The sequence below is a fragment of the Roseovarius salinarum genome, assembly GCF_002834145.1.
GTDB classification, from domain to species: domain Bacteria; phylum Pseudomonadota; class Alphaproteobacteria; order Rhodobacterales; family Rhodobacteraceae; genus Roseovarius; species Roseovarius salinarum.
Genome location: NZ_PHNT01000004.1, coordinates 148,899 through 168,722 on the forward strand (window position 1 = coordinate 148,899; position 19,824 = coordinate 168,722).

General features: G+C 70.0%; 20 protein-coding genes. 15 read left to right on the forward strand and 5 right to left on the reverse strand.

All coding sequences use genetic code 11. The features are described from left to right. Nucleotides 1-29: 29 nt before the first annotated feature. The 6 genes from glcE to CEF10_RS06155 all read left to right on the forward strand — a co-directional run bounded on the left by glcE (nucleotide 30) and on the right by CEF10_RS06155 (nucleotide 5,440). Nucleotides 30-1,187, forward strand: coding sequence for a glycolate oxidase subunit GlcE (gene glcE / locus CEF10_RS06130; protein ID WP_101067301.1), 1,158 nt, complete (start codon nucleotides 30-32; stop codon nucleotides 1,185-1,187). Further along, nucleotides 1,184-2,515 (forward strand): glycolate oxidase subunit GlcF, encoded by a 1,332-nt coding sequence (gene glcF / locus CEF10_RS06135; protein ID WP_101067247.1) that lies wholly within the window; start codon nucleotides 1,184-1,186, stop codon nucleotides 2,513-2,515. Before glcE ends, glcF begins: the two co-directional genes overlap by 4 nt. A gap of 64 nt (nucleotides 2,516-2,579) precedes the next feature. After that, nucleotides 2,580-3,371: a trypsin-like serine peptidase gene (locus CEF10_RS06140; RefSeq protein WP_101067248.1), complete on the forward strand. Its 792-nt coding sequence runs from the start codon at nucleotides 2,580-2,582 to the stop codon at nucleotides 3,369-3,371. Next, nucleotides 3,368-4,174, forward strand: coding sequence for a trypsin-like serine peptidase (locus tag CEF10_RS06145; RefSeq protein ID WP_101067249.1), 807 nt, complete (start codon nucleotides 3,368-3,370; stop codon nucleotides 4,172-4,174). Before CEF10_RS06140 ends, CEF10_RS06145 begins: the two co-directional genes overlap by 4 nt. A 142-nt stretch (nucleotides 4,175-4,316) precedes the next feature. Next, nucleotides 4,317-4,787 carry an Hsp20 family protein gene (locus tag CEF10_RS06150; RefSeq protein ID WP_101067250.1) on the forward strand — a complete coding sequence of 157 codons (471 nt, stop codon included), beginning with the start codon at nucleotides 4,317-4,319 and terminating at the stop codon, nucleotides 4,785-4,787. A gap of 146 nt (nucleotides 4,788-4,933) precedes the next feature. After that, a complete protein-coding gene (locus CEF10_RS06155; protein ID WP_101067251.1) occupies nucleotides 4,934-5,440 on the forward strand; it encodes a L,D-transpeptidase family protein in 507 nt (168 codons plus the stop codon). Here CEF10_RS06155 and CEF10_RS06160 read toward each other — a convergent pair. Continuing rightward, nucleotides 5,437-6,090 (reverse strand): YggS family pyridoxal phosphate-dependent enzyme, encoded by a 654-nt coding sequence (locus CEF10_RS06160; RefSeq protein WP_101067252.1) that lies wholly within the window; start codon nucleotides 6,088-6,090, stop codon nucleotides 5,437-5,439. The two genes, CEF10_RS06155 and CEF10_RS06160, sit on opposite strands and share 4 nt — an antisense overlap. Before the next feature lie 152 nt (nucleotides 6,091-6,242). On the opposite strand from CEF10_RS06160, the gene CEF10_RS06165 reads away from it, so the two are divergent. After that, complete coding sequence (locus tag CEF10_RS06165) at nucleotides 6,243-6,716, forward strand: DUF3576 domain-containing protein (protein ID WP_101067253.1); 474 nt, start codon at nucleotides 6,243-6,245, stop codon at nucleotides 6,714-6,716. A 19-nt stretch (nucleotides 6,717-6,735) separates the two neighbouring features. Here the strand turns inward: CEF10_RS06165 and CEF10_RS06170 are convergent, their stop codons facing one another. Next, the gene (locus tag CEF10_RS06170) at nucleotides 6,736-7,971 is read right to left on the reverse strand and encodes a glycosyltransferase (RefSeq protein ID WP_101067254.1); all 1,236 of its coding nucleotides are present in this window, start codon (nucleotides 7,969-7,971) and stop codon (nucleotides 6,736-6,738) included. A gap of 177 nt (nucleotides 7,972-8,148) precedes the next feature. Between CEF10_RS06170 and leuS the strand changes: the two genes are divergently transcribed. The 4 genes from leuS (at nucleotide 8,149) to CEF10_RS06190 (ending at nucleotide 12,907) form a co-directional block, all read left to right on the forward strand. Then, nucleotides 8,149-10,728 carry a leucine--tRNA ligase gene (leuS, locus tag CEF10_RS06175; protein ID WP_101067255.1) on the forward strand — a complete coding sequence of 860 codons (2,580 nt, stop codon included), beginning with the start codon at nucleotides 8,149-8,151 and terminating at the stop codon, nucleotides 10,726-10,728. Next, on the forward strand, nucleotides 10,715-11,218 hold the full coding sequence (gene lptE / locus CEF10_RS06180) for an LPS assembly lipoprotein LptE (protein ID WP_101067256.1): 504 nt from the start codon (nucleotides 10,715-10,717) through the stop codon (nucleotides 11,216-11,218). Before leuS ends, lptE begins: the two co-directional genes overlap by 14 nt. Next, entirely contained in the window at nucleotides 11,215-12,249 is a 1,035-nt protein-coding gene (gene holA / locus CEF10_RS06185) for a DNA polymerase III subunit delta (protein ID WP_101067257.1), read from the forward strand. Before lptE ends, holA begins: the two co-directional genes overlap by 4 nt. Nucleotides 12,250-12,319: 70 nt before the next feature. Beyond that, on the forward strand, nucleotides 12,320-12,907 hold the full coding sequence (locus CEF10_RS06190; protein ID WP_101067258.1) for a glutathione S-transferase family protein: 588 nt from the start codon (nucleotides 12,320-12,322) through the stop codon (nucleotides 12,905-12,907). Nucleotides 12,908-12,920: 13 nt separating this feature from the next. On the opposite strand, the gene CEF10_RS06195 is transcribed toward CEF10_RS06190, so the two are convergent. Beyond that, on the reverse strand, nucleotides 12,921-14,084 hold the full coding sequence (locus tag CEF10_RS06195) for a TIGR03862 family flavoprotein (RefSeq protein WP_101067259.1): 1,164 nt from the start codon (nucleotides 14,082-14,084) through the stop codon (nucleotides 12,921-12,923). Between the two features lie 65 nt (nucleotides 14,085-14,149). Here CEF10_RS06195 and CEF10_RS06200 point away from each other — a divergent pair, with 65 nt between their 5' ends. Continuing rightward, nucleotides 14,150-14,470 (forward strand): HNH endonuclease family protein, encoded by a 321-nt coding sequence (locus CEF10_RS06200; RefSeq protein ID WP_101067260.1) that lies wholly within the window; start codon nucleotides 14,150-14,152, stop codon nucleotides 14,468-14,470. A 21-nt stretch (nucleotides 14,471-14,491) separates the two neighbouring features. On the opposite strand, the gene CEF10_RS06205 is transcribed toward CEF10_RS06200, so the two are convergent. Beyond that, nucleotides 14,492-15,130 carry an enoyl-CoA hydratase/isomerase family protein gene (locus CEF10_RS06205; RefSeq protein ID WP_101067261.1) on the reverse strand — a complete coding sequence of 213 codons (639 nt, stop codon included), beginning with the start codon at nucleotides 15,128-15,130 and terminating at the stop codon, nucleotides 14,492-14,494. Continuing rightward, entirely contained in the window at nucleotides 15,127-15,876 is a 750-nt protein-coding gene (locus tag CEF10_RS06210) for an SDR family oxidoreductase (RefSeq protein WP_101067262.1), read from the reverse strand. The genes CEF10_RS06205 and CEF10_RS06210 overlap by 4 nt, the downstream gene beginning before the upstream one ends. A gap of 137 nt (nucleotides 15,877-16,013) precedes the next feature. Between CEF10_RS06210 and CEF10_RS06215 the strand changes: the two genes are divergently transcribed. From CEF10_RS06215 to CEF10_RS06225, 3 genes are all read left to right on the forward strand, one after another. After that, nucleotides 16,014-17,534, forward strand: a complete 1,521-nt coding sequence (locus tag CEF10_RS06215) for a DUF2125 domain-containing protein (RefSeq protein ID WP_101067263.1) — start codon at nucleotides 16,014-16,016, stop codon at nucleotides 17,532-17,534. Between the two features lie 135 nt (nucleotides 17,535-17,669). Further along, entirely contained in the window at nucleotides 17,670-19,016 is a 1,347-nt protein-coding gene (locus CEF10_RS06220) for a TldD/PmbA family protein (protein ID WP_101067264.1), read from the forward strand. Then, nucleotides 19,003-19,788, forward strand: a complete 786-nt coding sequence (locus tag CEF10_RS06225) for a 3'(2'),5'-bisphosphate nucleotidase CysQ (RefSeq protein ID WP_101067265.1) — start codon at nucleotides 19,003-19,005, stop codon at nucleotides 19,786-19,788. Before CEF10_RS06220 ends, CEF10_RS06225 begins: the two co-directional genes overlap by 14 nt. The last annotated feature ends 36 nt before the right edge of the window (nucleotides 19,789-19,824 follow it).

Consider the following 19,824-nt stretch of genomic DNA (forward strand, 5'->3'; position numbering starts at 1 on the left):
CCGGGATATTTCAAGGCAGGAAGAAGATGCTGACACCCGAGACCGAGCCCGAGCTTGCAGAAACCGTTGCGGGCGCCCAGAGGCCGCTGCGCATCCTCGGCGGTGGCACGCGGCCCGTCGGTGGCGTGCCCGGGGGCGCGCCGCTGAGCACGCGGGCGCTGTCGGGGGTGGAGTTGTACGAACCCGGCGCGCTGACGCTTGTTGTCCGGGCGGGCACCCCGCTCGCGGAAGTCGAGGCCGTGCTTGCCGGCGAAGGGCAGCGCCTGCCGTTCGAACCGATGGACCATCGCGGCCTGCTGGACACGCAAGGCGAGCCCACGATCGGCGGCGTGGTGGCCGCGAATGTCTCCGGTCCGCGGCGGATCCAGGCGGGCGCCTGCCGCGATTTCCTGCTGGGCGTGCGCTTCGTGGACGGGCAGGGCCGGGTGATCCGCAACGGCGGGCGGGTGATGAAGAATGTCACCGGCTACGATCTCGTTCGCCTCATGGCGGGAAGCCATGGCACGCTTGGCGTGATCACCGAGGTGGCGCTCAAGGTGTTGCCGGTGCCGAAGGCGACGGGGCTGCTGACGATTCCGGGGTTGTCTGACGACAGGGGCGTACAGGCGCTGTGCCGTGCGCTGGGCTCGCCCTACGAGGTCACCGGCGCGGCCCACCTGCAACACGGCCCCGAGGGAACGCCGATGACCATGATACGGCTTGAAGGCTTCGAGGCGTCGGTCGCCTATCGGGCCGGGGAACTCAAGGCGCGGCTGGCGGAGTACGGCCCGGCGCGGCTTGAAACCGACCCCGAGGCGGTCCATGCCGCATGGGCGGCGGTGCGCGATGTCGCGCCTTTCCATGGCCGGCCCGGCGACGTCTGGCGGCTTTCGGTCAAGCCAACGGACGCGCCCGGCATCGTTGCCGGGCTGGAGGGCGTCGAGGCGATCTATGACTGGGGTGGCGGCCTGGTCTGGCTTCTTCTGCCAGAGGCCGCGGGCGCCGATGCCACCGCGATCCGGCAGGCGGTCGCCGAGGCCGGCGGGCACGCCACGCGGGTCCGCGGTGCGGGCGCCGCGCCGGCGTTCCAGCCGCTGCCCGCGCCCGTCGCCGCGCTGCAAGCCGGGCTCAAGCAGCGTTTCGACCCGAAGGGGCTGTTCAACCCGGGCCTGATGGAGCAGCAAGCAAGGGACACGTCGGCGGCATGAAGACCGAATTCACCCAAGACCAGCTTGCGGACCCGGATTTCGCGCGCAGCAACCAGATCCTGCGCGCCTGTGTGCACTGCGGTTTCTGCACGGCGACCTGCCCGACGTACCAGGTGCTGGGCGACGAGCTCGATTCCCCGCGCGGGCGCATCTACCTCATGAAGGACATGCTGGAGAACGAGCGGGTTCCGGACGACAAGACGGTCACCCACATCGACCGCTGCCTTTCGTGCCTCGCCTGCATGACGACCTGCCCATCGGGCGTGCATTACATGCATCTCGTCGATCACGCCCGCACCTACATCGAGGAGAACTACCGCCGCCCGCTGCGCGACCGCGCGCTGCGCTGGGTGCTGGCCAGGATCCTGCCCTATCCGGGGCGGTTCCGCCTGGCGCTGCTGGGGGCCAAGATCGGGCGGCCCTTCGCGCGGCTGATGCCGGACCCGCGGCTGCGCGCCATGCTCGAGATGGCGCCCAAGCGTATCCCGCCCGTCAGCCGCAACGACGACCCCCAGGTCTTCCCGGCGCAGGGCGAGCGGGTCAGGCGCGTGGCGCTTATGACCGGCTGCGCCCAACGCGCGCTGAACACCGACATCAACGATGCCACCATCCGGCTGCTCACCCGGCTGGGCTGCGAGGTGGTCGTCGCGCGCGGCGCCGGCTGCTGCGGGGCGCTCACGCACCACATGGGCAAGACGGATGAAAGCCACGCCACGGCCGCGAAGAACATCCGCGCCTGGACGGCCGAGATGGACGGCGAAGGGCTGGACGCGATCGTCGTCAACACGTCGGGCTGCGGCACGACGGTGAAGGATTACGGCCACATGTTCCGCACCGACGCGCTGGCAGAGGACGCCGCGCGCGTGTCCGGGATCGCGGTGGATGTCTCGGAGCTTCTGGCGCGGCTCGACCTGCCCGAAGGTCCGGACAAGGGGCTCAGGGTGGCCTACCACGCGGCCTGCTCGCTCCAGCACGGCCAGCAGATCAAGAAACATCCCAAGGACCTGCTCAAGCGCGCCGGCTTCTCGGTGGTGGAGCCCGCCGACAGCCACCTGTGCTGCGGTTCTGCCGGAACCTACAACCTGATGCAGCCCGCGATCTCCAAGCAGCTCAAGGACCGCAAGATTCGCACCATCGAGGCAAGGCAACCGGACGTGATCGCCGCCGGCAACATCGGTTGCATGATGCAGATCGGGCAGGGCACCGACGTGCCAATGGTGCATACCGTCGAACTGCTGGACTGGGCGACCGGCGGGCCTGTGCCGCCCGCGCTGCAGGACCCCGACAAGCGCACCCCGCCGATCCCCGCGCTGCACGATCACGCGTGACCCGCGCCGCAATTTCGCCCACAATGGCTGATAGTGGACGCGAAAGGCCATTCGAGGAGGGGTCATGCGGCGCAGGTTTGTCCTTGCCTTCGCGGTTCTGGCGGCAATGGCGGTGCCGGCGAGCGGTGACAGCCGGTTGCAGCGCCTTGACACCGGGGACGACAGCCGCGGCTGGGAAGCCGTGGGCCGGCTCGATATCGACGGGCGCGGTTTCTGCACCGGCGCGCTGATCGCGCCGAAGCTCGTGCTGACGGCCGCGCATTGCCTGTACGACCGCGCCACGGGCCAGCGGATCGAGGGCGGGCGAATCGAGTTCCTGGCCGGCTGGCGCAACGGGCGCGCCGCGGCCTATCGCGTGGTGCGACGGGCGGTGGTGCACCCCGGCTACGCGTTCGACACCGAGGCGTCGGCCGACCGCGTGCGCAACGACGTCGCCCTGCTTGAACTTCACCACCCCATTCGAAACACCCGCGTGACACCCTTCGCCACGGACACGCGGCCGCGCCGCGGCCAGCGGATCGGCGTCGTCAGCTATGCCCATGACCGGGCCGAGGCGCCGTCGCTGCAACAGGTCTGCGACGTGATGGCCCGCCAGGAGGGCGTGCTGGTCACCTCATGCGACGTGGATTTCGGGGCCTCGGGCGCGCCGATCTTCAGTTTCGAGAACGGCCGCCCGCGCGTGATTTCGGTGGTGTCGGCCAAGGCCCGGATGGACGGTCGGCGGGTGTCGCTTGGCACGCAGCTCGAAGCGCCGCTCGCCGTGCTGAGGCGGAAACTGGCGGACGAGGCGGACGGATTCGCGAAACCGGGCGAACCTGGCCGCCGCGACACCGGTGCGAAGTTCGAACGACCATGATCCGCGCGGTGCTGCTGACCGCGGCCCTGATCGCTGGGGTCGGCCCGGCGACGGCGGGCAGCGAACTCATGCGTCTGACGCAGCGCGACGACCTGTTCGGGTGGGAGGCCGTTGGCCGCCTCGACATCGCCGGCGCCGGGTATTGCACCGGTGTCCTCATTGCCCCCGACGAGGTGCTCACGGCGGCACATTGCGTCCACGGTGACCCGTCCGGGCCGGTGGAGGCGGGTGACGTGACCTTCAAGGCGGGGCTGCGCGACGGCGAAAGCATCGCCCGCCGCGGCATTGCCAGAGTCGCGGTGCACCCGGCCCACGATCCGTCCCGGCCGGCGAGCCTCGAGACCATCCGCCATGACGTGGCGCTGCTCAAGCTCGACAACGCGATCCCGGCCGCCACGGCCGCGCCGTTCGCCCTGCATGATGGTGCCACCGGCGCCGGCCGCGTCAGCGTCGTCTCATACGGGCGAGGGCGGGACGCGGCCCTGTCGTGGCAACGCGATTGCGGTATCGTGGCGCGCGGCGAGGGGGTGATCGCCTTCGATTGCGACGTCACCTTCGGGTCGTCGGGTGCGCCGGTCTTCGTGCGCACCCGGACCCGGGCCCGCATCCTGTCGCTGGTCAGCGGCGGTGTCGACTCCGAGGGGCGGCCGCTGGCCTATGGCATGGAATTGCCGGGGGCGGTGGCCGCGCTTCGGCACGCCCTGCGGACGACGCCGGGCCCGGCCGCGCAATCCGGCGGCTTCAGGCGCGAACGCGTGGGCAGCGGCGCGCGGGCCTCCGGGGCGAAATTCGCCAAGCCCTGAGGGCACCCGCCCGGATCTTGAAACGGGAATCGGTCCTTCCCAAATTGCAGAGGCCCCGGCGCCGCCCGCGCGGGCCGGGGACTTGGCCTGTCCCGACCGGGAAGGCACATGAACCGTTATCGCTCATGAAGGAGGATGACTCATGCGTAACTTCGATCTTGCCCCGCTGTACCGGGCAACCGTGGGCTTTGACCAGATCGCCGACATGATGGACCGTGTCCTGGCAAACGATGTCGGCCAGCCCGGCTATCCCCCCTACAACATCGAGAAGACCGCCGATGATGCCTACCGCATCTCGATCGCGGTGGCCGGGTTCGCCGCGTCCGACCTGTCGGTCGAGGTGAAGGAGGGGCAACTCGTCGTCTCGGCACGCAAGGCCGGCGAGGACGAAAACAAGACCTACCTGCATCGCGGCATCGCCACGCGCGCCTTCGAGCGCAAGTTCCAGTTGGCCGACTACGTGCGCGTGACCGGCGCGACGCACGCCGACGGCATGCTGCACATCGACCTGGTGCGCGAGGTGCCCGAGGCGCTCAAGCCTCGCCGGATCGAGATCGCCAAGGGCGACGAGGCGAGCGAGACCGACGTGGTCGACGCCAAGGCGGTGAACTGATCCCGCCAAGCGCGCGGCCGGGCCGCCCGGGCGCTCCGGCCGCATGACACACTGGAAAGCGATCGGCGGCCGGCCCGCGCGGGCCGGCCTTTTACGTTGCCTTTCGGGCTTTCGGCCGGCGCCCGGATGGGGCAATCTGCCCGGGCATGACCCCGCGCGATCTTGTCCTCACGCCCAGTGGCCTGCGGTTTCGCGGGCGGACCTATCCCTGTGCGATCGGCAGGGGCGGTATCTCGCGGGCCAAACGCGAAGGGGACGGGGCCACGCCGGCGGGTGTCCACCGCATCGTGGGCCTGCTCTACCGGCCCGACCGCATGGCGCGGCCCACCAACTGGGCCGTGCCGCTGCGGCCGGGCGATCTGTGGTCGGACGACCCGCGCGACCCGGACTACAACCTGATGGTGCGCGCGCCGCACGGGTTCGGGCACGAGCGGATGCGCCGGGCCGACCCGCTTTACGACCTCGTGCTGGTGACCGACTGGAACTGGCCCCGCGCCGTGGCCGGGCGCGGTTCATGCATCTTCATCCACCAGTGGCGGCGTCCGGGATGCCCCACAGAAGGCTGCATCGCCCTGCGCCGCGACCACCTGGGCGCCATCGCGCGCGGGCTGGACCATGAAAGCCGGCTGATCGTGCCGTGCCTCGGGCGCTAGCCCTCGTCGCGTTCGCCGAAGATCGCGCTGCCCACGCGCACATGGGTGGCACCCTGCGCGATGGCGCGTTCGAAATCGCCGCTCATGCCCATCGACAGCCCCTCCAGCCCGTTGCGCGCGGCCAGCTTGGCCAGCAGCGCGAAGTGCAGCGCGGGTTCCTCGTCCACCGGCGGGATGCACATCAAGCCGCGCACCGGCAGATCGAGCTGCCGGCACTCCGCGACGAAGGCATCGGTATCCGTCGGCGCGATACCGGCCTTCTGCGGTTCCTCGCCGGTGTTCACCTGGATGAACAGGTCGGGGCAGTGCCCTTCCTCCTGTGCCAGCCGCGCGAGCGTGCGCGCCAGCTTGGGCCGGTCGAGCGAATGGATGGCCTGGAAAAGCCCCAGCGCCGTGCGGGCCTTGTTCGTCTGCAAGGGGCCGACGAGGTGCAGCTCGATGCCGCCGAACCGGTCGCGAAAGCCCGGCCACTTGGCTTCGGCCTCCTGCACGCGGTTTTCGCCGAAGCAGCGGTGGCCTTGCTCCAGAACGGCCTCGACGCGGGCATCGGGCTGCTTCTTCGAGACGGCGATCAGCGTCACGCTGCCCGCCGCACGGCCGGCTTCCGCCTCGGCCGCGGCGATGCGTTGCGTGATCTCGGCAAGCCCCATTTTCGTCTCCTCTCACGGGTTTCCGCGGGCGCGGCACGTTTTGGCAGGATTCCACGCATGCCGCAACGCGACGGGGCGCGGCCCGCAAATTCCTTGCTCCACCCAGCCGCGTTGGATAGTAGGAAGGAAAGCCAACGTCCCAAGGTATCAAGATGCACCTTTCCGCGAAGAAGGCAATTTCCACCATCGCACTTCTGGGGGTGCTCGCGGCCTGCGGCGGCCAGCGCGACAATCTCGAACCCAGCGACGGTGGCCAGAACGATCCCAGCCAGGCCGGCCGGCCCGAGGGCAGCCTGCTCGATGCGCTGGGGTTCGGTGACAAGAATCCCGGCGTGAAGGTCAACCGGTTCCTGTGGCAGGCGTCGCTGGACGTTCTCGATTTCCTGCCGGTCGAGGCGGCCGATCCCTTCACCGGCGTCATCTCTACCGGATACGGCACGCCGCCGGGCGGCGGCCGGGCCTATCGCGCGACGGTGTTGATCAAGGATCCGGCGCTGGACGCCCGGTCGTTGAACGTGGCGCTTCAGACGCGCCGTGGCCCGGTGGCCGAAAGCACGCGTCGCGAGATCGAGGACGCGATCCTTGGCCGCGCGCGGCAGTTGCGTATCGAGGCCGGCCGTTTCTGACCCTCGGGCGCGGCCCGTCCTAGTCCATGACGTCGCTTACCCAATCCAGTTGACGCGGCAGGCAGACGGTGCGCAGGTCGTAGTCGCGGATCATCAGGTCGCGCGCGGCCGCGCCAAGGGCCGCGCGTGCCCCGGCGTCGTCGAGCAGGGCGCAGACCTCGCCCACCAGCGCGTCGCCGTCGAAGAAACCCACCAGCCGGCCCGTGTGGTCGTGGTCGATGACCTCGCGCACCGGGGCGGTGTCGCTGGCCACGACGGCCGCGCCGCAGCTCATCGCCTCCAGCAGGCTCCAGCTCAGGACGAAGGGGTAGGTCAGGTAGACGTGCACCCGGGCGACCTGAAGCAGCGACAGGAAATCGTCATAGGCGATACGGCCGACGAAATGCACGCGCGCCCAGTCGTCATCGGGAATCCGGTCGCGCACCTCGTCGATGAAGATCTGCTTCCACGTCCGGCCCTTCGGCGGGCGTGCGCCGTAGCTGACCTCGTCGCCACCGACGATCACGATCTGCGCGCCCGGACGGTCCTGCAGAAGCCTGGGCAGGGCGCGCATGAACACGTGGTACCCGCGGTAGGGCTCAAGGTTGCGGTTGACGAAGGTGATGACCTCGTCGTCGCGTGTCAGCACGGTATCCTCCGACAGGGCGAAGCGCGCCTGCCGCTCGGGTCTTGCCCGTCGCGTGTCGATGCCATCGTGGATGACCGTGATCTTGTCGCGAATCTCGGGCGGGAAGGTGTCGGCCTGGAACCGGGTCGGGCTGAGCCCGGCGTGCGCGTGCGGGAAATGCAGGTGGTTGTTGAGGTTCTTCATGCGGATGCGCAGCGCCTCGGCCAGCCCGGGCGGGTCGTCGAACTCCGGATCGAAACCCAGGTGCGGGTAATCGGCGTGGTGGTAGAGTTCGCAGTAGAGCGCCATGCGCGCCTGCGGCCAGAGATCGCGCAGGAACATCGCCTCGCCCCAGCCCGGGTGCGCCACGATCAGGTCGGGGGCATAGCCATCATCCTTGAGCCGCTGCGCGGCGCGGAAACAGGCCTCGGCCCGCGTGACCTTGGTGTCGAGGTCGATGAGCCACGGGTGCACGTTCTGCCCCGACCGCTCCGGCAGGCGATAGGGAAAAACCTGCACCCCCTTCCATGTCGCGGGCTTGTCGACGCGCAGCGTGAGCGACCGGCAATCGTGCCCGGCCTGCGCCAGCGCCGGCGCGAGGTGCTTGAACTGCCCCGGGAAGTTCTGGTGGATGAAAAGGATCTTCATGCGCCGTTCCGCCGTTCCGCGCCGCTGTCCGCCAGCTGATATGGCGTGTCGCGTTTATAGGCGCTTACCCGCGTCCCGCAACAGATGGCATTTTTGCCCGCCGCCTCTGGATTCCGCGCGGCACCCGGCCTATCACCGGCGCTGAGACGAGAAACCACCACGAAGGGGTTGCCGCCCATGTCGCGCTATTCCGCCGCCGCGATCGAAACGAAATGGCAGGAGGCCTGGACCGACGCCGGGATCTTCCGCGCCAGTCGCAGCGAGGACCGGCCCAAGTACTACGTGCTGGAAATGTTCCCCTATCCCTCGGGGCGCATCCACATGGGGCACGTGCGCAACTACACGATGGGCGACCTGATCGCGCGCTACAAGCTGGCCACCGGCCACAACGTGCTGCACCCGATGGGCTGGGACGCCTTCGGCATGCCCGCCGAGAACGCGGCGATGGAAAAGGGCGGCCATCCCAGGGAATGGACCTATTCCAACATCGCGGACATGCGCGAGCAGATGAAGCCGTTGGGCCTGTCCATCGACTGGAGCCGCGAATTCGCGACCTGCGACCCGGAGTATTACGGCCAGCAGCAGGCGCTGTTCATCGACTTCCTGGAAAAGGGCCTCGTCTATCGCAAGAACGCGGTGGTCAACTGGGACCCGGTCGACATGACCGTGCTGGCCAACGAGCAGGTCGAGAACGGCCGCGGCTGGCGGTCCGGCGCGCTGGTGGAGCGGCGCGAGCTGACACAGTGGTTCTTCCGCATCTCCGATTTCGCCGAGGACCTGCTCGACGCGCTTGAGGGCCTCGACGACTGGCCGGCGAAGGTCAAGACGATGCAGGCCAACTGGATCGGCCGGTCGCGCGGGCTGCAGTTCGCCTTCGACGTGATCGACGGCCCCGAGGGCCACGGCGAGATCGAGGTCTACACCACCCGGCCCGACACGCTGATGGGCGCGAGCTTCATCGGCGTCTCGCCCGATCACCCGCTGGCGCGGCAGCTCGAGCAGGACGACGCCGGGCTGGCCGCCTTCAACGCCGAATGCCGCCGGATGGGCACCAGCGAGGAGGAGCTGGAGAAGGCCGAGAAGAAGGGCCATGACACCGGACTGCGGGTGCGTCACCCCTTCGACGACAGCTGGGAGCTGCCGGTCTACGTCGCCAACTTCATCCTGATGGACTATGGCACCGGGGCGATTTTCGGCTGCCCCGCGCACGACCAGCGCGACCTCGATTTCGCGCGCAAGTATGGCCTGCCGGTGATGGACACCTTCGTGCCCGCCGACCCGCCGGAGGGCTTCACCCGCCCCGAGGCCGGCGGCCCCGCCTACGTGCCGCCCAAGTCCGAAACGGTGCGCTACGTCCGCCCCGTCACGGGCGGGGAGATGCAGACCGGCGACGACGCGGTCGACGCCGCGATCGCGCACTGCGAATCCCGCGGCGTGGGCCGCGGCGTGACGAACTACCGCCTGCGCGACTGGGGGCTCTCGCGCCAGCGCTACTGGGGTTGCCCGATCCCCGTGGTGCACTGCGACAGCTGCGGCGTGGTGCCCGAGCGCAAGGAGAACCTGCCCATCACCCTGCCTGACGACGTGGCCTTCGACCAGCCGGGCAACCCGCTCGACCGTCACCCGACGTGGCGCGACGTGCCCTGCCCGAACTGCGGGGCGCCCGCGCGGCGCGAAACCGACACGATGGATACCTTCGTGGACAGCTCGTGGTATTTCGTGCGCTTCACCGCGCCGCGCGCCGTGACGCCCACCGATCTGGATGACGCGACATACTGGATGAACGTCGACCAGTACATCGGCGGGATCGAGCACGCGATCCTGCACCTCTTGTATTCCCGCTTCTTCGCCCGGGCGATGCAGATCTGCGGCCACCTGCCCGAGAAATGCCGCGAGCCCTTCGACGCGCTGTTCACGCAGGGGATGGTGACGCACGCGATCTACGTCAGCCGCGACGAGAACGACCGGCCTGTCTATCATTTCCCCGACGACGTGGAGGTGCACGAAAGCGGGGCGCGGCTGGGCGCGACGGGAGAGCCGGTGGAAATCGTCCCGTCCGCCAAGATGTCGAAATCAAAGAAGAACGTCGTCGACCCGGTCAGCATCATCGAACGCTTCGGCGCCGACACCGCGCGCTGGTTCGTGCTGTCCGACAGCCCGCCGGAGCGCGACGTGGAGTGGACCGACGCCGGCGCCGAGGCCGCGCACAAGCACCTGAGCCGCGTCTACCGCCTTGTTTCCGAGATCGCGCGGATGCCCGCCGGCGCGGGCACGGCTGAGGCAGACGACACCCTGCTGCGCGAGATGCACCGCGCCATCCACGACGTCACCGGCGGGGTCGACTCCTTCGGGTTCAACGCCGCGATCGCGCGGCTCTATGCCTTCACCAACGCGCTGGCCAAGTCCGAGGCGGGCGGCGACGCCAAGCGGCAGGCCGCGCGCACGCTGGCGCAGCTGATGGCGCCGATGACGCCGCACCTGTCCGAGGAGCTTTGGACGATGCTGGGCGGCGAGGGTCTCGTCGCCACCGCCGCCTGGCCGCGGGCTGACGAGGCGATGCTGGTCGACGAAAGCGTCACCCTTCCGGTGCAGATCAACGGCAAGCGGCGCACCGAGATCCGCGTGCCGCGCGACATGGACAAGGCGGAGGTTGAAAAATCGGCGCTGGCCACCGATGCTGTGACCAAGGCGCTGGACGGGGCCCAGCCCAGGAAGGTCATCGTCGTCCCCGGTCGGATCGTCAATGTCGTCATTTGATCGCCGCAGGTTCCTTCTTGCCGCCGTGCCGGCCGGGGCGCTGGCGCTGGCGGGCTGCGGCTTCACCCCGGTCTATGGCCCGCAGGGCGGCGGCCGGGCCATCCAGGGCGCGGTACGCGTCGACGCCCCCGAGGGGCGCGAGGGCTATCTTCTGACCCGCACGCTCGAGGAGCGCCTGGGCCGCGGCGGCAAGTCCCGCTATGGCCTGTCGCACGCGGTCGAGACGCGCGAACGGGGCGCGGCGATCGCGACCGGCAACGTAACCACCCGCTACACCCTTCTGGGCGAGGCGACCTACGCGCTGCGCGATCTGGACGACGGGCGCGTTCTTTTGTCGGGCAAGGTGGACAGCTTCACCAGCTACTCGGCCTCGGGCTCCACCGTGGCCACGACCGCGGCGCGCGAGGACGCGCGCGAACGCCTGATGACCATCCTGGCCGACCAGATCGTCGACCGTCTTCTGCTCGCGGCGCCGGACCTGCCGGAATGAAGCTGTCGGGCCGCGACGCGGCCGGCTATTTCGCCCGGCCGGATCCCGGCCGCGCCGGGCTGCTGATCTTCGGCAACGACCCGATGCGCGTCGCCCTGCGCCGGCAGGAGGTCATCGCCGCGCTGATCGGGCCGCAGGGCGAGGACGAGATGCGTCTCGCCCGCATCGCCGCCGCCGACTTGCGCAAGGATCCCGCGCAGCTGCTGGACGCGGTCAAGGCGCAGGGGTTCTTCCCCGGCCAGCGCGCGGCCTTCGTCGAGGAGGCGACCGACGGGCTGGCACCCACCATCGCGGCGGCGCTGGAGGAATGGCGCGACGGCGACGCGCAGATCGTCGTCACCGCCGGCCCCTTGGCCAAGGGATCGAAGCTGCGCAAGCTGTTCGAGGATCACCCCAACGCCTATGCCGTGGCGATCTACGATGATCCGCCGTCGTCCGAGGAGGTGCGCGGCATCATCGAGGGCGCCGGGCTGCGCGACCTGTCGGGTGACGCGCGGGGCGCGCTCACGGCACTGTCGCGCACGCTGCCCCCGGGCGACTTCCGGCAGACGGTCGAGAAACTGGCGCTCTACAAGCTGGACGATGACACGCCCGTCACGGTCGAGGACATCACTGCGTGCGCGCCGACCTCGACCGAGGCCGAGGTCGACGAGGTGCTCGACATCGTGGCAGAGGGACGCCCCGCCGAGATCGGCCCCGTTATCCGTCGGCTTCAGGCACAGGGCGTGCAACCGGTGCGGCTGTGCATCGGGGCGACGGGACATTTCCGAAGGCTCTACGCGGTGGCGGTCGACCCCGGCGGGCCGGCCAAGGGCGTGGCGGCGCTGCGCCCGCCGGTGTTCGGGCCGCGGCGCGACCGGGTGTTGCGGCAGGCACGGAACTGGCCCGCGGCGAACACGGAAAAGGCCCTGTCGCTGCTCACCGACACCGATCTGAAGCTGCGGTCGGCCGGACAGCACGCCCCCGAGATGGCCCTGGTGGAGCGCACGCTGATCCGCCTCGCGATGATGGCCGCGCGCGCCCGCGGGTGACGGATCCGGCTTGCCGCCACCGCGCCGCCCCGCGTATTGTCCTTCCCGGGCGGTGAACAGGAGGCACGGCATGTATCAGGTCATCGGCACGCGGGGCAGCCGCGCGTTCCGCGTTCTATGGATGCTCGAGGAACTCGGCCAGCCCTACGAACACAGCCCGGCGAAACCGCAAAGCGAGGCGGTGCGCACCGTCAGCCCCGCCGGCAAGGTGCCGGTCCTGGTGGCCGACGGCACGGTGCTGACCGACTCGGTGGCGATCATGACCTATCTCGGCGACAAGCACGGCGCGCTGAGTTACACCGCCGGAACACTGGACCGGGCGCGTCAGGACGCGCTGACCCAACAGGTCACGGCCGACATCGACGCCCTGCTGTGGATGGCCGCGCGGCACAGCTTCGTCCTGCCCGAGGAACGGCGCGTGCCCGCGATCAAGGACTCGTTGAAATGGGAATACACCCGAAACCTCGACAGGCTGGCCGAGGCGCTGCAGGGGCCCTTCCTGATGGGCGAGATGATGACGGTGCCCGACATCGTGCTGGCCCATTGCCTGACCTGGGCCGAGGCGGCGAAATTTCCCGCCCCCGGCGACGCACTGGCCGGCTTCCGCGCCCGCATGCAGGCGCGGAAGGCGTTCGAAACGGTTGCCGCGCTGCCTTGAGGCGCGCGGGCGCTCAGCGGGCGCGCGTCGCCGCGGCACGGCCCGCCCAGCGGCCCGTCGCGAGACATGCGGTCAGCAGGTAGCCACCCGTCGGCGCGTCCCAGTCCAGCATTTCGCCGGCGGCGAACACGCCGGGGCGCGCGCGCAGCATCAGCGCCGAATCGACGGCATCGAATCGCAAACCGCCGGCGGTCGAGATCGCCTCGTCCAGGGGGCGGGGGCCCTGGTGGGCCACCGGCAGCGCCTTGAGCAGCGGCGCAAGGTCGTCGGGCAGGGGCCGGCCGAATTCCATGAGAAGGGCACGCTTCTCGGGTGACAGCCGCAGGACCTTGCGCAGGTGGTTGGACAGGCTGGCCTTGCCACGCGGGCGTGCCAGCCGCCGGCGCAGCTCGTCGGGCGCAAGATCCGGCAGCAGATCAAGCGTGAGCGGCGCGCCACTGCGCAGGGCCCGGCCGATTGCGTAGATTCCGCCGCCCTCGAGCCCGCCGGCCGAGATCACGAACTCGCCGCGTGCCCGCGTCCCGCCCGCGTGCAGCGCCACGCCCTTGACGGCGTGGCCGAACAGCGGCGCCATGTGCGGCGACCACGCGACCGACAGCCCGACGTTCGAGGGGACGAAAGGGGTGACCTCCGCGGCCGGCAGGTGCGCCGTCCACGCGCCGTCCGAGCCCAGCCGCCCCCAGCTCGCCCCGCCGCAGGCCAGCACCGTGACCGCAGGTGCAACCGTCTGCTGCCCGTCCGGGGTGTCGAACACCGCGTCGCCGTCGGCGGACCAGCCCAGCCAGCGCCAGCGCGTGCGCAGCGTGACACCCAGGTCGGCCAGGCGCCCGAGCCAGGCGCGCAACAGCGGCGAGGCCTTCATCCCGGTGGGAAACACGCGTCCCGAGCTGCCGGTGAACAGCGGCTGGCCGAGCCCCTCGGCCCAGCGGCGCACCTGCGTGGGGCCGAATGCCTCCAGCATGGGCCGCAGGTCGCGCGCCGATGGCCCGTAAGCCGCGAGGAAGGCCGCGAACGCTTCGTCCTTCGTCAGGTTCAGCCCGGACTTTCCCGCCATCAGGAACTTGCGCGCGGCCGATGGCTTGGCCTCGGCCACGGTCACGCGCAGGCCGGCGCGCGCCATCTCCTCGGCGGCCATCAGGCCCGCCGGCCCGGCCCCGATGACCAGCGCATCGCTCATGCCAACCGCCTTTCGCGCATCCCTTCCCCCTTGCCTTCCGTGTCGGCCGCGGCATCCTCTTGCCCATGACCGCGCGCAAGGATCAAGAGCGAACGGAGGCCCCCCTTTGCCCGCTGTGCGGCCGGCCCATCCCCGAAGGCGTCAAGGCCAGCGCGCATCACCTCGTGCCGAAACTGATAGGCGGCAAGGGCGGCCCGACCGTCCTGCTGCACCAGATCTGCCACGACCAGATCCACGCCACGCTCACCGAGGCGGAACTGGCGCGCGACTACAATACCGTCGCCGCGTTGCGCGCGCATCCACGCCTGGCGAAATTCATCCGCTGGGTGTCGCGGCGCCCGCCGGAATTCAATTCGAAAACGCCGGGGCCGCGGCGCAGGCGGTGAGGTCTGCGCCCACGGGCGCCATCACGGGGTCGAGGGTGTCGGCGGAGAGGCCGGCCGGCACATGGCCTTGATTCCCGCCGCGATCCCGGGGTCGGCGCCCAGGGTGTCGGCGGCCAGCGCCCGCGCCTCCGCCGCGAGGGTGTCGGCAGGGACGATCCTGTCGAACAACCCCCATGAAAGCGCCGTCTCCGCATCGATCTTCTGCCCGGCCATCAGGATCATCTTGGCCCGCGCCGGCCCCACGAGGGCCGCGAGACGACCGGGATCGGAGGGTTGCGGCAGGAAACCCAGTTTCATCACGGGGTAGAACGCCTTGGCCGACGGCACGGCGAGGCGCAGGTCGCAGGCCAGCACCATGCCCATCGCGCCCCCGGCCACCGTGCCGTTGAGCGCGGCGATCGTCAGGCCCGGCAATTGCGCGATCGCGCTCGAAAGCCGTTCCCACGACGGGCTGGTCGCAAGGCCGGCGCGCGCGGCCTCGAGGTCGGCGCCGGCCGAGAACACCTTGCCGGCGCCGGTCAGGATCAACGCGCGCGCGTCCTGCGCGGTCTCGGCGATATCGCACAGGCGGGCGAGCATGTCCTCGGTCAGCGCGTTGGCCTTGTCCGCCCGGTCGAGCGTGACGGTCCAGAGCCCGCCGTCCTTTTCCAGCCCGATCATGCGATGCCCGCGCGGCGGCGGATCTCGGGGTCGCGCAGCGAGATCTCCCGGCCCAGGAACGCGTCCGCGTCCTCGCTGCACATCCACAACAGCGCCCTGGCTGGCCACTCGGGCGGGATGTGGTCGGACCAGTCGAGCCGGGCCACCGGGTTCATGCCGCTGGCCTTGATCTCGCGCTGCATCTCCGTGGCGACGGTGCCCGGCGACAGGCCCATCACCCGAACGCCGTGGTCGCGGCCTTCGGTATCGGCACACATCGTCAGCATGGCGGCCCCGGCCTTCGAGGCACAGTAGTGGCTCCAACCTTCCAGAGGGTTGTGCGCCGCCCCGGAACTGACGGTGAGGATCGTTCCGCCGCCGCGCTCCTGCATCACCGGCATGGCGGCGCGCATTCCGTGGAAGACGCCCTTCAGGTTCACGTCGATGGCATGGCCCCAGGCCTCCGGGTCGGCCTCGGCCAGATGCGAAATGGGCGAGATCACCCCGGCGTTGCCGATCAGCACGTCGAGGCCACCGAACGCCTTGACACAGGCGTCGACCGCGGCCTGGACCTCCCAGTAGCGGCTGATGTCGCAGGGCACGGCCACCGCCCGGGGGCCGATCTCTCCGGCCAGTTCGGCGATCGCGTCCTTCCTGCGCGCCACCAGCGCCACGTTGGCCCCCGCCTCGGCGAACACGCGCGCCGCGGCGGCGCCGATGCCGCGGCTGGCCCCCGTCACCAGCACCGTCTTGCCACTCATGTCCATTTCTCGGTCCTTTCGCTCCGGTCCATCACCCGTTCATTGCCGGGCGTGCCCGGGGCCTGCGCCGGCTGCGCCCACTTGACCCGGACGCGTGTTGCGCAGAAGCTGGCAGAAGATTTCATGCAAGGGAAGGGTCGATCATGAAAGCCTGGAATTCACTCCGGTGCGGTGTCACCGGCGCCCTGGTCCTGGCGGCCCCGGCCGCGTGGGCCGATGTAACCCCGGAACAGGTTTGGGCCAACTGGCGCGCCTACCTGGAAGGGTTCGGCTACGAGGTCAGCGCCGAGGAACGCATGGCGGGCGACACGCTGACCGTTTCGGACCTTCGGATGACCTTCGATATTCCCGAGGAGGACGGCACGCTCGAGATGTCGATGGGCGATCTCATGCTCGAACAGAAGGGCGATGGCACGGTGGCCGTCTCGATCCCGCCCAAGATGCCCGTGACGCTGGATTTCGTGGAGCCCGACGGCGAAGCGGGGACGGTCGTCCTCGACGCCACCTCGAAAGGGTTCTCGATGACGGTTTCGGGAAACCCCGGGGCGATGACCTACAATTACTCCGCGGCCGCGATGGGGCTTGCGCTGGCCGATATCGACGCGCCGGACGTGCCCGAGGATTTCGGCACGGCCTCCATGAGCATCGCCAACATGACCGGAACGACCGAGATGCAGGCCGGTGACCCGGCGGTGTCCAGCCAGACGCTGAACACCGGTGCCGTGACCTACGACCTGGACCTCAAGGACCCCGAAAGCGGCGACCGCATGGTCATGCAGGGCGGCTTCGGCGCGCTGTCGGTCAAGGGCGACGGCACCCTGCCGAAGGACGTCGACACCTCGAACCTTGCCCGGATGATCGACGCCGGTTTCGCAATCTCGTTCCGCTACGCGTACGAGGCGGGGCACTCGAAGTTCAACTTCAAGGACGGCGAAGATGTCGTTCAGGGCGAAACCAGCAGCGACGAGGGCGCGCTGACCGTCGACATGAGCGCCGACGGAATTTCCTACGGCGGCTCGGCGCAGAATTACGCGATGAACGCGGCGGTGCCCGATCTGCCTTTCCCGATCGAGCTGGGCATGGAGGAGATGTCGTTCGACATGGCGATGCCCGTCAAGAAATCCGAGGAATTGCAGGATTTCGGCTTTGCCCTGACCCTGGCGGGTTTCGAGATGTCCGAGATGATCTGGGGCATGTTCGACCCGGCCGGGCAGTTGCCGCACGAGCCGGCCACCGTCGCGATCGACGTTGACGGGAAGGCGCGGCTGACCGCCGACATCGTCGACCCCGAGCAGATGGCCGAGATAGAGGACAGCGGCACGCCGCCGGGCGAACTGGATTCGCTCAACATCAACGCCATCGAGGTCGATGCCGTCGGTGCGCGGCTGACCGGCGAAGGCGCCTTCACCTTCGACAATTCGGACCTCGAGAGCTTTGACGGGATGCCCGCGCCCAAGGGCGAGGCCAACCTCAAGCTTGTCGGCGGCAACGGCCTGCTCGACAAGTTGACGGAGATGGGCCTGCTGCCCGAGGAACAAGCCAACGGGGCGCGGATGATGATGGGCCTGTTCGCCGTTCCGGGCGAGGGCGAGGACACGCTGACCTCCAAGATCGAAGTGACCGAGGAGGGGCAGGTGCTGGCCAACGGGCAGCGGTTGAAGTGACCTCCGGCTGACGACGAAACGGCTGCCGCCGGGCGGTGTGCGTCGCGACGCGTCGCCCGGCGGCATGGGCGGCCCTTGCAGGGGGGCGGCCCGCAAGCTACCTGAAACGGGTAGCCAAATCACCGGACCTGCCCCATGACAAAGACGCTGGAAACCCTGACCGAGGCCCTGCTCGACGCTGCACGGAAGGCCGGCGCGGAATCCGCCGACGCGATGGCTCTTCGGGGCAGTTCACTGTCGATCGACGTGCGTGCTGGCGCGCTCGAACAGGCGGAGCGTGCCGAGGGCACCGACCTCGGCCTGCGCGTCCTGGTCGGGCGGCGCCAGGCCTGCGTCTCGGCCTCGGACACCCGGCCGGAGACACTGACCGCGCTGGCCGAACGCGCCGTGGCGATGGCGCGCGAGGCGCCGGAGGACCCGCACGCCGGCCTTGCCGACTCCGGGCAGCTTGCCCGCGACTGGGATCTGGCCGCCCTCGAACTCGAGGATCCGGCGCCCGAACCGGCGCCGCAGGCGCTGGAGGACAAGGCGCGGGCCGCGGAGGCCGCGGCGCTGGCAGTGGACGGCGTGGAACAGGTGCAGCAGGCGGGCGCGACCTACGCGCGGCGGCAGGTGCACCTGGCCGCCACGAACGGGTTCTCGGGCGGCTACGCGCAGACCGACAGTGCGCTCGCCTGTGTCGCCATCGCGGGTGAAGGTACGGGCATGGAGCGCGACCACGATCACGACAGCCGGATATTCCGTGCGGACCTGCGCGAGGCCGGCGAGATCGGCACCACCGCCGGGCGCCGCGCGGCTGAACGGCTGGGCCCGCGGCGCCCGCGCACCGGGGCCTACCCCGTCCTTTTCGACGAACGCGTCGCCGACTCGCTCATCGGGCACCTGCTGGTGGCGGCCAACGGCGCGTCGCTGGCACGGGGCACCTCGTGGTTGCGCGACCGGATGGACGCCCCGCTTCTGCCCGAGGACATGACGCTGTTCGAGGATCCGCACAGGCCCCGCGCGACCGGTTCGCGCCCCTTCGATGCCGAGGGGTTGCCCACGCGGCGCCGCGCGTTGGTGGAGAACGGGGTTCTGCGCGGCTGGGTGCTCGATCTGGCCACGGCGCGCAAGCTCGGGCTCGGGTCGACCGGCAACGCCAAGCGCGGCACCAACGCGCCGCCCAGCCCGGGCAGCTGGAACGTGGCGCTCACGCAGGGCGAACGGACGCGCGACGCCCTCATCGCCGAGATGGGCACCGGCCTTGTCGTGACCTCGCTGATCGGCGCCACGATAAACCCGAACACCGGGGACTACTCCCGTGGGGCGAGCGGTTTCTGGGTGGAAAACGGCGAGATCGCCTATCCGGTCAACGAATGCACCATCGCCGGCAGCCTGCCCGAGATGCTTGGCCGGATGACGCCGGCCAACGACGCGCGCCCGTGGCTGTCCCGCGTGGTCCCGTCGCTCCTGGTCGAGGGGCTGACCCTTGCCGGAGACTGACCTGGAGCTGCTCATTGACGCGGCCCGGCGCGCAGGGCAGATCGCGACACGATATACCGGCGCCGAGGCACGTCGCTGGGACAAGCCGGCCGGCGCCGGGCCGGTGACCGAGGCCGACATGGCGGTCAACGAGGATCTGCGCGCGCGACTGCGCGCGGCCCGGCCCGACTATGGCTGGCTGTCGGAGGAATGCCCCGACGATGCCGCGCGGCTCGACCGTGACCGCGTTTTCATCGTCGACCCGATCGACGGAACCCGCAGCTTCATAGGCGGGTCTCGCACCTGGGCGCATGCGCTGGCCGTGGCCGATGGTGGCCGCGTGACCGCCGCGGTGATCTACCTGCCGCGCCGCGACAAGCTCTATGCCGCGGCCGCGGGGTGCGGCGCCACGCTGAACGCCGCCCCCATCCGGGTATCGGGGCAAGCGGAGCTTGTCGGCGCGTCGCTTCTGGCCGCCAAGCCGATCTATGCCCCCGAGAACTGGCGCGGAACGGTGCCGCAGGTCACGCGAGTCTACCGACCGTCGCTGGCCTACCGGCTGTGCCTCGTGGCGGAGGGCCGGTTCGACGCGATGCTGACGCTGCGGCGCAGTTGGGAGTGGGACATCGCCGCAGGCGACCTGATCCTGCGCGAGGCCGGGGCGCGCACGTCGGACCGGCAGGGCCGTTCGCTCCTGTTCAACAACCCCGATCCGCGCCTGGACGGCGTGATCGCGGCGAACGCGCGGCTTCACGCGGCCCTCACCGCATCGCTGGCCCGCGACCCGGCGTGAAACCGGGGCAATGAAAAGCGCCCGCCGATTGTCCGG